Source organism: Rheinheimera lutimaris, from assembly GCF_013283795.1.
Lineage (GTDB): Bacteria > Pseudomonadota > Gammaproteobacteria > Enterobacterales > Alteromonadaceae > Alishewanella > Alishewanella lutimaris.
The window spans coordinates 44,522-59,195 of sequence record NZ_JABSOD010000016.1; the positions used below are offsets into that span (position 1 = coordinate 44,522).

The window sequence follows — 14,674 nt, forward strand, 5'->3', positions numbered from 1 at the left end:
ACAGTATGTCTTTATTGTTACAATCCGGTTATTTTCCCGCAGCTTTAATACCACACAGCACGCTAAAAATCAGTAAAGCCGCAGCAATAAACGGGTTGCTATGCATGAACACTATACTAGCACTGATCAGGCCGGCGGCAGCAAAGGTTGCCGCAACTATTTGTGCTTTTGCCTGTTGTTGTTGTTGCGCCAGCTGCTGCAGCTGTTGCAGCAACTGGCGCTGTTGTTTCGGGCCTTGTTCCAGATATTGATGCAACAGGTTGGGCATCTGCGGCAACTTTTCTGCCCAGAACGGCAAGTTGTCTTTTACCTGACGCCATACAGCCGGCAAACCTACCTGCTGCTTAACCCAGTTTTCTAAAAAGGGTTTAGCTGTTTTCCATAAATCCAGCTGCGGATACAGCTGGCGGCCCAGGCCTTCGATATACAGCAGGGTTTTTTGCAGTAATACCAGTTGCGGCTGTACCTGCATATCAAAGCGTCTGGCAGTGCTGAACAGATTCAGCAGCACATTACCAAAGGAGATCTCAGCCAGTGGCTTTTGAAAAATCGGCTCGCATACGGTGCGAATAGCACTTTCAAATTCTTCCACCTTGGTATGCGCCGGCACCCAGCCTGAGTCAACATGTAATTGGGCTACTTTTTTATAATCACGGTTAAAAAAGGCGACAAAGTTCTCCGCCAGGTAACGTTTATCTTCTGCGTTCAGCGTGCCGACAATGCCGCAGTCAATGCCGATATACTTAGGGTTGGCAGGGGTTTCGCGTGATACGAAGATATTACCGGGGTGCATATCAGCATGAAAAAAGCTGTCGCGAAAAACCTGGGTAAAAAAGACTTCTACACCGCGTTTGGCCAGCAGTTCCATATCAGTGCCTTGCGCTTGCAGGGCAGCAATATCCGATACCGGAATACCGTAAATGCGCTCCATTACCATCACATTGCTGCGGCTGTAGTCACTGTAAACAAAGGGAATATACAACGAGTCTGAGCCGTCGAAGTTGCGCCGCAGTTGAATGGCGTTGGCGGCTTCGCGTTGCAAATCCAGCTCATCGAGAATGGTTTTGCGATATTCCTGCACCACTTCACGTGGTCGCAGCCGTTTACCATCGGGCAAAAAGCGCGCTGCGGCATCGGCCAGGGTTTCCATCAGGGCTAAATCGGCGAGGATTTGCCGCTCTATATCCGGCCGGATCACCTTAATGACTACATCTGCCATGCTGCCGTCGGCCAGCGGCAATTGCGCGGTGTGCACCTGAGCAATAGAAGCGGAAGCCAGGGCCGTTTGCTCAAAGCCGACGAACAGCTGGGCAATATTATCCAGCTCCAGCGCTTGCTCAATCAGTTTTTGTGCCAGTTTGCCGTCAAATGGCGGTACCTTGTCCTGCAATTTGGCGAGCTCATCTGCCAGATGCGCCGGAAACAAATCCCGTCTGGTGGACAGCATCTGGCCAAACTTCACCCATACCGGGCCTAAGCTTTGCAAGGCTAACCGTAAGCGTTCGCCAACGGTTTTATCCTTGTGGCGGTTACGCAGCCAAAACAGGCTGTGACGTAATACCTTGCCATACCATGGCTGCCACTGCGGCGGAATTAACTCGTCCAGGCCATATTGCAGCAAGGTTTTTTGAATGTGGTAAAAACGGCTGATACGCACTATAACTCCTGAAACTGTTGCCAGCGTTGCAGCAATACATCAACTTGTGCCGATAACTGACTGACTTGCATGCTAAATTGCGCCATTTCAACCGGTGCAGGGCTCAGTTTCAGCTCGTCTACCGCCAGTTCTGAGCCCAGCTGCTGCAAAGCGCCGCTTTTATTTGCCAGGTACTGCTGCAGTTGGCGCAGGCTAAGAGCAATTTTATGTGCGGCGGCATCACCGATATATCCGGACAAGCTTTGTTGCCAGTCGGGGTCAAGCTGTTGAAAAAAATAGCTGTAATATTGGGCAACCTGAATATCACCGTTTATCTGCAGTGCATCGGCTTTAATCAACCTGGTTAGCTGGGCAGGGTCGCGCAACAGACGCAGGCTGGCAAGATCGGTTTGAATAGCACAGTCAACCGGGTTGTCGTGCTGATTAAATAAAATACTGTCGGCGGTTGCGCTGAGTACCAGTGTCAACGGCCACTCACGTAAGCGAAAAGATAACTGCTTACCTTGTAACCGCGCCAAACCGGATGCGGCTTGCGGGTCCATGGCTATCAGGCGTGCCACGGCTTTTTCAGCCGCTGCGCACAGCAGCTGAGGCAGCAGTGGCAGCATCAGAATTTATAGCCCCGGTGCAGCGCGACTATACCACCGGTCAGGTTATGGTAGCTGACTTCTGCAAAACCGGCGTCCTGCATCATGGCTTTTAAGGTGTCCTGGTCCGGATGCATGCGAATAGACTCCGCCAGATACTGATAGCTTTCTTTATCATTGGCGACTAACTGGCCCATTGCCGGCAGCAGTTTAAAAGAATACAAATCATATACTTTGCTCAGCCACTGTTGTTCCGGTTTGGAGAATTCCAGCACCAGTAAACGGCCGCCGGGTTTTAACACGCGAAACATCGAGCGCAGCGCAGCGTCCTTATCGGTGACATTACGCAGGCCAAAGCCGATGCTGATAATATCAAAACTGTTATCGGCAAAGGGCAGTGCTTCGGCATTGGCTTGTACGTATTCAATATTGCTCACTAAGCCTGAATCCCGCAGTTTGTCGCGGCCCACATTCAGCATAGAGGCGTTAATGTCTGCTAAGACTACCTTACCGGTTGGCCCAACCCGTTTGGAGAATAATGCCGTGATATCGCCAGTGCCGCCTGCTAAATCAAGTACCTGCTGGCCCGGTCGTACGCCGCTGCAGTCGATAGTAAAGCGTTTCCATAAGCGGTGAATACCCAGCGACATCAAGTCGTTCATCAGATCATATCTGGCGGCTACAGAATGAAATACGTCTGCTACCATCGACACCTTTTGCTTAGCATCAATGGTTTTAAAACCAAAGTGGGTAGTATTGTTGTTCTGCTCTGTCATGCGACTGGCCTGTAGGCAAATAAATGCGGCTAGTGTAAAAGATAACGGCGCAGTCGCCAACTTATCTGTTGGCTTTTACCACGTTTAGCTTGTCAGCATTGCTTCACTGGTTACCTGATTACGGCCCAATTGCTTGGCCAGTTGCAGCACTTGTGCCGTGCGGCCAAGAAACTGATACCAATTCTCACTATGCTGATACAGTGAGACGCCAAGTGAAATAGTAACTTTGGGTAAGGTTTTTTTACTGCGGGATGACACAAAGCGCAGTTTCTCAACGCCGCGGCGCACTTGCTCGGCAATTTCACCTGCGGTGCGCAGGTCGACATCAGGCAGTAAGATCAAAAATTCTTCTCCGCCGGAACGTACCGGCAGGCCACTGCTTTGTACATAACTGCTGATTTTTCGCGCCACTTTCGACAAAATAACATCGCCAATGGCATTGCCGTAATCGCGGTTAAAACTACTGAAATGGTCCAAATCTACTGCGATAGCAGCAATCTGCCGCTGTGGTTGCTCGCTGAACCAGATATCTAACTGATTTTGCATGGCCAGCCGGTTATACAAACCGGTAAGCGGGTCCAGTAAGCGTTGTTGTTTTAACTGTTCCAGTTCATGCCGTAGTTGGTGGCTTTGCTGGTGGGTTTGCTGTAATTGCTGCAACAGTTGCTGTTGGCTCAGACGAAACGCAGCAGTGTGCTGCTGCAATTGCTCCAGTGCACGCCCGGCTTGTTCGTCATGCGTAACGCAATGTTGTAGCTGTGTAGCGCTGTTATCTAATTGCTGCAGGTAATCATCCAATTGCTCGGCGGCGATATCGCTGTAGCCTGCCATGCGGCTTACCATGCCGGCGGCGTCTTGTAACAATTGTTCCTGTTGCACATTGGCCGGTGTCAGAAAGCGGCTGTATAAATCCGCCATCACAAAATCGTCCAGCGGCACATTCGCCTGTAGTTTTTGTTCAATGGTCTGGCACAAGGCTGTGTTATGGCCACTGATATATTCATAGCATACGGCATAATTAACCGGGTGAGCGGCCAGCGCAGCACGCTGCAAAAACGCTTTTACCTTAAGCGCCTTTTCGCCCGCCTGTTGCAGTGAATCCTGGTACTTCATAAGACCACTTATAACTCCGCTTGCCGGCACAAAAAACTGCGGCCGGCATGATGTTAAGCTGTATAGACAACGCCATAGTACGCGAATATTTATTACTGGCAACCGCTCTGTAGCGGCAGTTAGATAAAGCGGTGAAAATGCAGGCAAAACGCCGGCTTTATCAGCACGGCAAAGGTTGTAAAGCAGAAAAGCAGCGGCGGGAAAAGCAAGATTAACGGTTATATTGACCGGTTAAGTCTGCTGTACTCAGTTTGCAAAGCGGTTACAATCGACTGAGGTTTAACCGTGGAAATAACCAAAATGAAAAACACTGGTACAACACCGATATTAATACTTAACCTGGCATTTGCTTTGCTGTTAACCGGCTGTGCGCTCAGCCGGCAAAGTGCCGACCAGAGTTTTACTGAATTGGCGCAACAATTATGGCAGGCAGAGCAGCAGTTGAGTGACGCAGGGCCGGGTGAGCTGACGGACATGTCAGAGGCCGCGTTGGCGCGACGCCAACAGCAGCGGCTGGGATGGCAAGCTAAGTTGCAGCAGCTGGACGTAACAACCTTGTCTGAACAGAACCGTATCAATTACGCCATTTTACAATACCGCCTGGCCGATGCTATTGACGAGTATCGTTTTGGTGCACATTTAATGCCGTTAACCTCAGAGTCGGGTTTTCACACCAATTTGGGCTTTTTGCCGCAGCGTTCGGTGTTTCGTAACGCGGAAGATTACCGGCTATATATTCAAAAACTAGCCGCGATACCGCGTTATATGCAGCAGCAAACTCATTGGATGCAGCAGGGGTTGGCCAGCGGTGTTACACAGCCAAAAGCCGTGCTTAAAGGTTTTGAGCAAAGCATTATTTCTTATGTGGTGGCTGATGCTACGCAAAGTGTGTTTTACCGGCCATTTTTGCGCCAGCCGGCCTATATCAATGATGCAGACTGGCAGCAACTGACTACACAGGCGGCAGAACAAATTCGTACTGCAGTAAATCCGGCGTATCAGGATTTTTATGAGTTTATGCTGCAACAGTATCTGCCGGGGGCGCGTGACAGCATCGCCGCCTCTGATTTGCCCAACGGTGTCGCCTGGTATCAAAACCGGCTTGAACATTACACCACCTTGGCGCTGACGCCACAGCAGGTGCATGATATCGGCCTGAGCGAGGTTAAGCGTATCCGCAGCGAAATGCAGCAGGTAATTGATGAGCTTGGCTTTGACGGCAGTTTTGCTGAATTTGTACAGTTTTTACGCACTGATGCGCAATTCTATGCCAAAACGCCGGACGAGCTGATGCGTTATGCCGCTTACTTATCAAAAAAAGCTGATGCGCAATTGCCTAAACTGTTTAAAACCTTGCCGCGCACGCCCTATGGCGTGGTGCCAGTGCCGGCAGAAATTGCACCTAAATACACCACCGGGCGCTATTCCGGTGCTTCGCGTGATGATCAGGCTGGTTTCTATTGGGTAAATACCTACCGGTTAGACCGGCGGCCGTTGTATGAAATGGAAGCCTTAACACTGCACGAAGCAGTGCCCGGCCACCATTTACAAATTTCGTTGTCACGCGAGCACAGCGAGCTGCCGGATTACCGGCGCAGCTTTTATACTTCGGCATTTGGCGAGGGCTGGGGCTTGTATGCGGAATATTTAGGCCTGGAAATGGGATTTTATCAGCAGCCATACAGTAATTTTGGTCGCTTAACTTATGAGATGTGGCGTGCTGCGCGTTTGGTGGTCGATACCGGTATGCACAGCATGGGCTGGACAAGGCAGCAAGCAATCGATTTTCTTGCCGCTAACACCGCCTTGTCTATGCACAACGTAACCACTGAGATTGACCGTTATATCAGTTGGCCGGCTCAGGCGCTGTCTTACAAGTTGGGTGAGATCACCATTAAGCGTTTAAGAGCAGAAGCGCAGACGGCATTGGGTGAGCGCTTTGATATTCGTGAGTTTCACGATGTGGTGCTGAGTAACGGTAGCTTGCCGTTGGCGGTACTGGAGCAGCAAGTGCGCGCTTATATTGCCCGGCAACAAGGGTCAGATAAATAATAAAGCAGAACATGGCGCTACAAGGGCATGTTCCGAACAAAAATGAAGGAATATATACAGCATGATCTGGATGTTGTTGATCGGTTTGATTGTGGTAGCCATGTTGTACATCCTGTGGCAGATGGAGCAAATTGGTAAAACCAATAAAGGCTTACAGGCAAAATTGCGTATACGGGAACAGGAACTGCTGAAGTTGCAGCAAGCAGCATTTCAGCTGGCGGAGCAGCAAAAATCCATGCTGGAGCAGCAGTTACCGCAATCTGAAGCGGTTTCAGTATTGAATAAAGCCGAGCTGGAGGCGGTACGCGTGCTGTGTCAAACCTTGCCGCTGGTGGTTAAAGAATGTTGCAGCCGGCCGGCAAGCCCACAGCAGGTGCTGAACAACCAGTTGCGGCGGCAAAAAGGTATAGAACCGGCGCAGATAGAGCTGATGATGAAAAAACACAGCCGGCTAACGCCGTTGTGGCAAAACAACAGCTTAATGTCGTATTTGCAGCTTTGTATTGTAGCAGCGACTTTGGCCGCTGAGCAGCCAGCCAAAGTCAGTAGTTTGTAGGTATTTGTCAGTGCCGCAGCACGACGGCAGGCTCTATATCTATCTGACCTTCCATATCAATGGCGGCCATTTTGGCTCCGGCCGCGAGCACAGCAATGCTGCCATTGGAAATGTGACGAACAAATAACAAGTCGTAACCGAACCGTTGCAGTTCAGCGACGGAAAATTTTTGTGCCAGATTAAGATCGTCCCAGAAAAAGTGTATATCCTTATCCATCTGGCGCCTTTCGTTTGTCATAACAGGCTCCAACCATCAGGGATAACAGGTTTCAGGCGCAATCGGTTTGCCGCTTAGCTAAGCTCCAGTATGAGGTGCCACTGGGCTGACGTTACCGGCATAACTGAAAGTCTGTTGCCTTTTTGTACTAAAGGCAGCTCATTGAGCTTAGCCTGGCTTTTCAGTTTGTCCAGTGCCAGTAATGCAGGTAGTTTTTCGACAAATACCAGGTCTACCGCGACCCAGCGCGGCTTTTCCATGTTAGATTTTGCGTCAAAATAAGGACTTGCGCTGTCAAATTGGCTTGGATCAGGATAGGCTTCCCGCACCACTTTAGCGATGCCGGCGATGCCAATCAGCTTGCAACTGGAATGGTAAATAAACACCAGATCATCTTGTTTCACATTATCACGCAGCATATTGCGCGCCTGGTAATTACGCACGCCTTCCCATACTACCGGTGTATGCGGCGCGCGGGCAAAGTCATCAATACTGCACTCGGACGGTTCTGTTTTAAATAACCAATATGCCATCTTTGCTGATCTCCGTAGTTTGCGGCAGAATAGCATTATATTTCCGCCAAACGAAACAGAGGGCTCAGCCATGCAGGTACTACAAAATTTACTGGCGTTATTAAAGCTGGAAACCATAGAGCAGGGGTTATACCGCGGCCAGAGTCAAGACTTAGGCTTTAAAGCGGTGTTTGGTGGCCAGGTCATGGGTCAGGCGTTGTCTGCAGCTAAAGAAACCATTGCTGAAGATCGTAAAGTACACTCGTTTCACTCGTACTTTTTACGACCAGGAGATGCCGCCAAGCCGATAGTGTATGAGGTGGAAAATATCCGTGACGGTAAAAGCTTCAGCACACGCCGCGTTAGTGCTATTCAGTTTGGTAAACCGATATTCTATTTAACGGCTTCGTTTCAGGCCGAAGAAACCGGTTTTGAGCATCAGGACGTTATGCCACAAGTGCCGGGGCCGGAACAATTGGTATCCGACCTGGAGTTTTATCAGCAACATGCTGAGCTTATTCCTGAAAGCCTGCGCAGCAAATTTATTTGCGAAAAGCCGATTGAAATGCGCCCGGTAGACTTTCAAAACCCGTTTAAAGCTCAGGTAAGCGCGGCAAAACGCTATGTTTGGTTTAAAGCCAATGGCGCCATGCCGGATGATTTACGTGTACACAAGTACTTGCTGGCGTATGCATCAGATTTTAATTTTTTGCCCACGGCGTTGCAGCCGCACGGTAAGTCATTTATGGCGCCGAATATGCAGGTAGCAACCATCGACCACGCCATGTGGTTTCATCAGGATTTTCGCTTTGATGACTGGCTGCTGTATGCGGTAGACAGCCCCAGCGCATCAGGTGGCAGGGGCTTAGTTCGGGGCCAGTTTTACAGCCGTGACGGCAAGCTGGTGGCTTCTACTATTCAGGAAGGTGTGATCCGCTCTTACCCCACCAGCCGCTAAGACGCGGTGGCTGGTAAGATACTGTGGATACTTTGCACCACCTCATTGCGCAGCAGCTGACTGACCGTATCATTCAGCTGATGTAGCTGTGCAGTCGCACTGACGCGGCTATGCTCGTCAGTGTGAGTGTAGCCATTGTCCTTCAACGCATTAACCAGAGTGGCAAACAGCTGTTTGTCGTAATATTCCGGCGCGGTAATGCCGTGTAGCTGCAACAGGCGCTGGGCTAATTCGTGGCTGTGTTTTTCCAACTCGCTGCGGCTTTGCGGCCCCTGGCTGGTAACCAGTTGTAACACCATAGCGTAACGCTGCAGTGTGTGTTCGGCATTATGTGCCAGTAAGCTCAGCATAAAGTAACCCTTGCTGTGCTGCACCGGAGCACGGTAGTTGTCGCCGTGTTGCTCGGCCAGACCGCTGGCAGTAAGCTGCTGCAGTATGGCGGCACAGTACGTTTCCACCGAGCTGATTTGCAGAAACAACTCCTGCTGTAGCAACGGATACAATTGCTGCACTATAGCGGTCAGTTGCGCCAGGCTCAGATTGCGTTGATGCAGGATAGCGCTGGCGATAATGGCCGGCAGCATAAAGACATGCAAAATATTGTTGCGGTAGTAACTGAGCAAAATAGCATTGTCGTCATTCAGGCTGATTAACTGGCCGAAACTGTCGTTGTGCTGCCCTACCTTCCGCAGGCTAAGGGCATGGTCAATAAGCTGCTCAGCAGTGTCTTGCGGTTGTGTTATCTGATGATGGTAGGGCACTGAGCGTTGCAGCTCGAGATAAAAACTGATTTGCTCTGCCAGCTCAGCGCGGGTCAGAGTGTGTTTATCTGTTGCCAGCAAGCACAGCGCAATCAGGTTGATGCTGTTTAATGCCGCGGCCTGATTAATACGCTGCATCATCTGCTCAGCCAGTTGCGCTACCACCGGGTTAAGCCACTGTGGCTTTTGTACTTCCAGCGGGTGAATGTTTTGTTTCCAGTCGGGTACCTGCTGACTTAAATAGTTATTCAGCGTAACAGGCTCACCGAAATTGACATAACCATAGCCATAATCCCGCAAATTGCGGATCGCTTTTAGTACGCCCCACGCTGACTCTTTCTGCTTGCCGGAGCCTTTTAATTCGCGCAGGTAAGTGTTCACTTCCATTACATGCTCGTAGCCAAGATACACCGGCACTAAGGTTACCGGGCGTTCGATACCGCGCAGCATGGACTGTAATGTCATCGCCAGCATGCCGGTTTTCGGCTGCAGTAAACGACCGGTGCGGCTGCGGCCACCCTCGCTGTAGTATTTTATCGAATAGCCTTTACTGAACAGCTGACACAGATATTCGCGAAACACCGCAGAATACAGTTTATTACCACTGAAACTACGACGGATAAAAAAGGCGCCGCCGCGGCGGAAAATAGGCCCGGCCGGCCAGAAATTCAGGTTAATACCGGCAGCGATATGCGGTGGTGCCAAGCCTTGCTGGTAAATAACATAGCTTAGCAACAGGTAATCCATGTGGCTGCGATGGCAGGGCACATAAACGATTTCGTGGCCTTTCTGCGCTAAATCCCGCAGCATATCGGCATTGTTAACCTTAATACCGGTATAAAGTTTGTGCCAAAGCCAGCGCAATACTCTGTCGCCAACCCGCAGCGTAGAGGCGCGGTAATCAGCGGCTATTTCCAGCAATAGTTTACGCGCTTCCAGCCGTGCAGCTTTTACAGAGATGCGCTTACTTTTGGCTTCATCATCGATGGCTTTCTTCAACGCCGGCGCTGCCAGCAGGGAGTTAAACAACTGGGCCCGGTTTACCAGCTTGGGCCCGGTAGCCGCCAGGCGTTGCCGGTAAAAGTGAAAGCGCGACATACGCAGCAGTTTATGTGCCGTAGCTGTTTCGGCACCAAACTGAGCCGCCATTTGCTGCAACGATACGGCACGGCTGAAGCGCACCAGGCTATGCCGGCCGGAGATCAGAACAATTAATAACTTAGCCAACCAGTTTGGCGCATGTGCTTCGCCGAGCAACCATTTGATACTGTTTTCTTTGCCCGGAGCCCGGCCCCACAACAGCGCTACCGGCACTAACTGCGCATTTAACGCTGGATCTTGCAGGTGCGCCTGCAACAATTCACGGCCTTGTTCTAATGCTGTGGTCTTGCCGCGTTTAAACACTAAGGTGTGCGGCTTTTCCAGAAACAAAGTACGCGGGTGTTCAGTGCCATTCAGGTTAACATTAGCAGCCGGGTCCGGTAAATCCAGTGCGGCGCAAACACGGCGTATGGCGGCTAAATCGGCGGCAGATTCTGTGGTACAGACATAAAACAGCGGGCGGTTTTTATCCAGTGCCAGTTCTTCTACCGGCTGCTCCGGCACCACTTTATACTTTAATAATGGCCACAACGGCCATTTTAATAAAGCTGCAAACAATTTTACCGGCTGCAACATCGCTTTATCCCCCACCACAAAAAAGGTGCTAAGCATAGCACGGCAAAACAGAACGGAAAATTACCGTGCTGCAGAGAAACTTGCAATTGTAATACGCCTGTATATACTCACAGTATTCACTGTACAGGTAAACAGCACTATGAGACCACTAACGCCACGACAAGCGGAAATTTTGCAGTTGATAAAAGACTACCAGCTGGATACCGGTATGCCGCCAACCCGTGCTGAAATTGCACAGCAATTGGGTTTTAAATCGGCCAACGCGGCGGAAGAGCACTTAAAGGCGTTGGCAAAAAAAGGTGTGATTGAAATGATGCCCGGTACCTCCCGTGGTATCCGCTTGATGGACAACGATGTGCCGGAACAATTGGGCCTGCCGTTGATTGGTAAAGTGGCGGCCGGCCAACCGATATTGGCGGCAGAGCATGTGCAGGACCATTATCAGGTAGATGCCAACCTGTTTAAACCACATGCCGACTTTTTGCTGCGGGTACAAGGTATGAGCATGCAGGATATCGGTATTTTAGACGGCGATTTGTTGGCGGTACATAAAACCAGTCAGGCGCAACCGGGCCAGGTCGTAGTGGCACGGGTAGATGAAGATGTAACCGTAAAACGTTTCCGGCGTGACGGCGATACCGTGTTGCTACACCCGGAAAATAAAGATTTCGATGTGATTAAAGTTGATTTACGGGAGCAGCATTTTGCCATTGAAGGCTTGGCTGTAGGCGTGATCCGCAATGGAAGTTGGTTATAATTTGTACTAACCTCAATAGGTTAATTGTTAACGAGCGCTGGTATGACCACTAAGGTTTGCCGGCGCTTTTGCTATTTAGGGGTTTACACTGACCACAATTTGGATGATTCTTAGACTGAAACTGATTAAAAAATAACAACAGGGTCAGTTTTGGTTTCAGCGCTAGCCCCGAAACCACAGGTAATAATAACAATAATAAACTGGTGAAACTTCAGACATAGGTTCGGTGTGGGTGAGTAAGAGCCGTGTAGTACTGTGTACTTAGTTTCTGCAGTTTGCTTTGCAAAATGACAGAGGAGAAGTCCAGTGACGAAAACGCGTAGTCTTCGTTGGTCGCTGCCAACCCTGCTTTTAGCTGCGACAGCTAATGCAACGGATATGCCCCTGAATATGACCAAAGGGGTAACAGAGATCAGTCAGCAGGTTTACCACTTGCACATGACGATATTCTGGATTTGTTGTGCTATTGGTGCAGTGGTGTTCGGGATCATGTTTTGGTCTATCGTTCGCCATCGAAAAGCGCGTGGGGTGCAGCCAGCCCAATTTCATGAAAGTACCAAAGTAGAAATACTCTGGACCGCTATACCGGTAATCATTCTGATTATTATGGCCATTCCGGCCACCAAAACCCTGATTGCAATGGAAGACACTACAGAGGCTGACGTTACTGTATTGGTTACCGGCTCGCAGTGGAAATGGCATTACAAATACCTTGAGCACGATGTTGAGTTTTATTCGCTGCTGGCAACACCGAAAGAGCAGATCATCAACAAATTTGCCAAAGGTGAAAACTACCTGCTGGAAGTAGACCGGCCTTTGGTGATCCCCACCGGTAAAAAAGTGCGTTTTCTGATGACGTCAGATGATGTTATCCACTCGTGGTGGGTACCGGCTTTTGCGGTTAAAAAAGATGCTAACCCAGGCTTTATTAACGAAGCCTGGACCCGCGTTGACGAGCCTGGTACTTACCGTGGCCAATGCGCTGAGCTGTGCGGTAAAGATCATGGCTATATGCCGATAGTGGTTATTGCCAAAAGCCCTGCTGACTTTGAAAGCTGGGTAAACGGTGAAGCTGAGCGTATTGCCAAAGCGAAAGCGGAAGAGCAAGAGCTACTGGCGATGAATATGGGCATGGATGAGCTGATGAGCGTAGGCGAGCGCACCTATACTGCTTACTGCGCGGCTTGCCACCAACCTAATGGCGAAGGCTTACCTGGTATTTTCCCTGCGCTGAAAGGCAGTAGCATGGCGCTGAATGATATGCCTGGCCACATTAATATTGTGCTGAACGGTAAAGCCGGCACCGCTATGCAGGCCTATGCCAAACAGCTGAGTTTAAAAGAAATTGCTGCGGTAATTACCTATGAACGTAATGCCTGGGGCAACAATACCGGTGAACTGGTGCAGGCGGCTGATGTGCATGCTGTGCTGCAAGGTAAAGGGGAATAACGGATGAGCGCAGTAGTTACCGATCATGACCATGATCACGAGCATCATGACCACAAGCCAAGCGGCATAAAGCGCTGGTTCTATACCACTAACCATAAAGATATCGGCACCATGTATCTGGTGTTTGCGCTGATAATGTTTTTTATCGGCGGCGCCATGGCGATGGTGATCCGTGCCGAGCTGTTTCAGCCTGGTATGCAGTTTGTCGAGCCGAACTTTTTTAATCAAATGACCACAGTACATGGCCTGATTATGGTGTTCGGTGCTGTGATGCCGGCCTTTACCGGGCTGGCGAACTGGATGATCCCGATGATGATAGGGGCGCCGGATATGGCGTTGCCGCGGATGAACAACTGGAGTTTCTGGATCCTGCCGTTCGCATTCCTGATTCTGCTGATTTCGCTGTTTATGCCTGGCGGCGGTCCAAGCTTTGGCTGGACCTTTTATGCGCCGTTATCTACGACCTATAGCGGTGACAGTACAGCACTGTTCGTGTTTTCTGTGCATATTATGGGTATTTCGTCGATCATGGGCGCGATAAACGTAATCGTCACTATTTTTAACCTGCGTGCGCCGGGTATGACATGGATGAAAATGCCGTTATTCGTCTGGACCTGGTTAATTACCGCCTTCCTGCTGATTATGGTAATGCCGGTGTTAGCCGGTGCAGTAACTATGGTACTGACCGACAAATACTTCGGCACCAGCTTTTTTGATGCTGCCGGTGGTGGCGACCCGGTGCTGTTTCAGCATATTTTCTGGTTCTTCGGTCATCCTGAAGTGTACATCATGATTTTGCCGGCCTTTGGTATTGTGTCCAGCATAGTGCCTACCTTCGCCCGCAAGCCATTATTTGGCTATGCCTCTATGGTATATGCCACCTCCAGTATCGCTCTGCTGTCATTTTTGGTGTGGGCGCATCACATGTTTACCACCGGCATGCCGGTAGCCGGGGCATTATTTTTTATGTACTGCACCATGCTGATTGCCGTGCCGACCGGGGTGAAAGTGTTTAACTGGGTAGCCACCATGTGGCGCGGTGCAATGACCTTTGAAGTGCCGATGATGTTCGCACTGGCCTTTATTGTGCTGTTCACCATTGGTGGTTTTTCCGGTCTGATGCTGGCGATTACCCCGGCGGATTTTCAATATCACGATACCTATTTTGTCGTAGCGCATTTTCATTATGTATTAGTAACCGGAGCGGTGTTTTCGATTATTGCTGCTGCCTATTACTGGCTACCGAAATGGACCGGGCATATGTATGACGAAAAACTGGGGCAATGGCATTTCTGGTGCTCGTTGATTTCCGTCAACCTGTTGTTTTTCCCGATGCACTTCGTCGGTTTGGCGGGTATGCCGCGGCGTATTCCGGATTATGCACTGCAGTTTGCTGATTTTAATGCTTTTATCAGTATTGGCGGCTTTTTGTTCGGTGCATCGCAGCTAATCTTTGTCTGGCTGCTGGTGAAATGTGCCCGTGGCGGTGAAAAAGCTACCGCACAGGTGTGGGAAGGGGCCGAGGGTCTGGAATGGGAAGTGCCTTCACCGGCGCCTTACCATACCTTTGAAACACCACCAGTGATTAAGTAGGAGCGCGTT

General features: G+C 50.1%; 13 protein-coding genes. 6 read left to right on the top strand and 7 right to left on the bottom strand.

Going from position 1 to position 14,674, the window contains the following annotated elements:
* Window positions 1-28: 28 nt before the first annotated feature.
* The 4 genes from ubiB to HRH59_RS14390 all read right to left on the bottom strand — a co-directional run bounded on the left by ubiB (window position 29) and on the right by HRH59_RS14390 (window position 4,133).
* Complete coding sequence (gene ubiB, locus HRH59_RS14375; protein ID WP_173501973.1) at window positions 29-1,657, bottom strand: ubiquinone biosynthesis regulatory protein kinase UbiB; 1,629 nt, start codon at window positions 1,655-1,657, stop codon at window positions 29-31.
* The gene (locus tag HRH59_RS14380; RefSeq protein ID WP_173501974.1) at window positions 1,657-2,265 is read right to left on the bottom strand and encodes a ubiquinone biosynthesis accessory factor UbiJ; all 609 of its coding nucleotides are present in this window, start codon (window positions 2,263-2,265) and stop codon (window positions 1,657-1,659) included. Before HRH59_RS14380 ends, ubiB begins: the two co-directional genes overlap by 1 nt.
* A complete protein-coding gene (gene ubiE / locus HRH59_RS14385; protein WP_173501975.1) occupies window positions 2,265-3,020 on the bottom strand; it encodes a bifunctional demethylmenaquinone methyltransferase/2-methoxy-6-polyprenyl-1,4-benzoquinol methylase UbiE in 756 nt (251 codons plus the stop codon). The genes HRH59_RS14380 and ubiE overlap by 1 nt, the downstream gene beginning before the upstream one ends.
* An 84-nt stretch (window positions 3,021-3,104) precedes the next feature.
* The gene (locus tag HRH59_RS14390; RefSeq protein WP_173501976.1) at window positions 3,105-4,133 is read right to left on the bottom strand and encodes a GGDEF domain-containing protein; all 1,029 of its coding nucleotides are present in this window, start codon (window positions 4,131-4,133) and stop codon (window positions 3,105-3,107) included.
* A 300-nt stretch (window positions 4,134-4,433) separates the two neighbouring features.
* Between HRH59_RS14390 and HRH59_RS14395 the strand changes: the two genes are divergently transcribed.
* Window positions 4,434-6,185: a DUF885 domain-containing protein gene (locus tag HRH59_RS14395; RefSeq protein WP_173501977.1), complete on the top strand. Its 1,752-nt coding sequence runs from the start codon at window positions 4,434-4,436 to the stop codon at window positions 6,183-6,185.
* Between the two features lie 61 nt (window positions 6,186-6,246).
* Window positions 6,247-6,741 carry a hypothetical protein gene (locus HRH59_RS14400; protein WP_173501978.1) on the top strand — a complete coding sequence of 165 codons (495 nt, stop codon included), beginning with the start codon at window positions 6,247-6,249 and terminating at the stop codon, window positions 6,739-6,741.
* Window positions 6,742-6,748: 7 nt separating this feature from the next.
* Here HRH59_RS14400 and HRH59_RS14405 read toward each other — a convergent pair whose 3' ends face one another.
* Together HRH59_RS14405 and HRH59_RS14410 are read right to left on the bottom strand one after the other, a co-directional pair.
* Window positions 6,749-6,979 carry a hypothetical protein gene (locus HRH59_RS14405; RefSeq protein ID WP_173501979.1) on the bottom strand — a complete coding sequence of 77 codons (231 nt, stop codon included), beginning with the start codon at window positions 6,977-6,979 and terminating at the stop codon, window positions 6,749-6,751.
* Window positions 6,980-7,032: 53 nt separating this feature from the next.
* The gene (locus HRH59_RS14410; protein ID WP_173501980.1) at window positions 7,033-7,491 is read right to left on the bottom strand and encodes an EVE domain-containing protein; all 459 of its coding nucleotides are present in this window, start codon (window positions 7,489-7,491) and stop codon (window positions 7,033-7,035) included.
* Between the two features lie 70 nt (window positions 7,492-7,561).
* On the opposite strand from HRH59_RS14410, the gene tesB reads away from it, so the two are divergent.
* A complete protein-coding gene (gene tesB, locus HRH59_RS14415; RefSeq protein WP_173501981.1) occupies window positions 7,562-8,428 on the top strand; it encodes an acyl-CoA thioesterase II in 867 nt (288 codons plus the stop codon).
* Here tesB and plsB read toward each other — a convergent pair.
* Complete coding sequence (gene plsB / locus HRH59_RS14420) at window positions 8,425-10,902, bottom strand: glycerol-3-phosphate 1-O-acyltransferase PlsB (RefSeq protein ID WP_231702509.1); 2,478 nt, start codon at window positions 10,900-10,902, stop codon at window positions 8,425-8,427. The genes tesB and plsB overlap by 4 nt on opposite strands.
* Window positions 10,903-11,005: 103 nt before the next feature.
* Between plsB and lexA the strand changes: the two genes are divergently transcribed.
* The 3 genes from lexA to ctaD all read left to right on the top strand — a co-directional run bounded on the left by lexA (window position 11,006) and on the right by ctaD (window position 14,665).
* Window positions 11,006-11,623: a transcriptional repressor LexA gene (gene lexA, locus HRH59_RS14425; RefSeq protein ID WP_173501982.1), complete on the top strand. Its 618-nt coding sequence runs from the start codon at window positions 11,006-11,008 to the stop codon at window positions 11,621-11,623.
* A 378-nt stretch (window positions 11,624-12,001) separates the two neighbouring features.
* Entirely contained in the window at window positions 12,002-13,072 is a 1,071-nt protein-coding gene (gene coxB, locus HRH59_RS14430; protein ID WP_173501983.1) for a cytochrome c oxidase subunit II, read from the top strand.
* Window positions 13,073-13,075: 3 nt separating this feature from the next.
* The gene (gene ctaD, locus HRH59_RS14435; RefSeq protein ID WP_173501984.1) at window positions 13,076-14,665 is read left to right on the top strand and encodes a cytochrome c oxidase subunit I; all 1,590 of its coding nucleotides are present in this window, start codon (window positions 13,076-13,078) and stop codon (window positions 14,663-14,665) included.
* Window positions 14,666-14,674: the final 9 nt, after the last annotated feature.

Excerpts from the sequence above, each read along its gene's own strand:
- plsB (WP_231702509.1), bottom strand. The coding sequence starts at position 10,902 with ATGCTTAGCACCTTTTTTGTGGTGGGGGATAAAGCGATGTTGCAGCCG.
- HRH59_RS14405 (WP_173501979.1), bottom strand. The coding sequence starts at position 6,979 with ATGACAAACGAAAGGCGCCAGATGGATAAGGATATACACTTTTTCTGG.
- HRH59_RS14400 (WP_173501978.1), top strand. The coding sequence starts at position 6,247 with ATGATCTGGATGTTGTTGATCGGTTTGATTGTGGTAGCCATGTTGTAC.
- tesB (WP_173501981.1), top strand. The coding sequence starts at position 7,562 with ATGCAGGTACTACAAAATTTACTGGCGTTATTAAAGCTGGAAACCATA.
- HRH59_RS14395 (WP_173501977.1), top strand. The coding sequence starts at position 4,434 with ATGAAAAACACTGGTACAACACCGATATTAATACTTAACCTGGCATTT.
- HRH59_RS14380 (WP_173501974.1), bottom strand. The coding sequence starts at position 2,265 with ATGCTGCCACTGCTGCCTCAGCTGCTGTGCGCAGCGGCTGAAAAAGCC.
- HRH59_RS14410 (WP_173501980.1), bottom strand. The coding sequence starts at position 7,491 with ATGGCATATTGGTTATTTAAAACAGAACCGTCCGAGTGCAGTATTGAT.
- ubiE (WP_173501975.1), bottom strand. The coding sequence starts at position 3,020 with ATGACAGAGCAGAACAACAATACTACCCACTTTGGTTTTAAAACCATT.
- lexA (WP_173501982.1), top strand. The coding sequence starts at position 11,006 with ATGAGACCACTAACGCCACGACAAGCGGAAATTTTGCAGTTGATAAAA.
- ctaD (WP_173501984.1), top strand. The coding sequence starts at position 13,076 with ATGAGCGCAGTAGTTACCGATCATGACCATGATCACGAGCATCATGAC.
- coxB (WP_173501983.1), top strand. The coding sequence starts at position 12,002 with ATGCCCCTGAATATGACCAAAGGGGTAACAGAGATCAGTCAGCAGGTT.
- HRH59_RS14390 (WP_173501976.1), bottom strand. The coding sequence starts at position 4,133 with ATGAAGTACCAGGATTCACTGCAACAGGCGGGCGAAAAGGCGCTTAAG.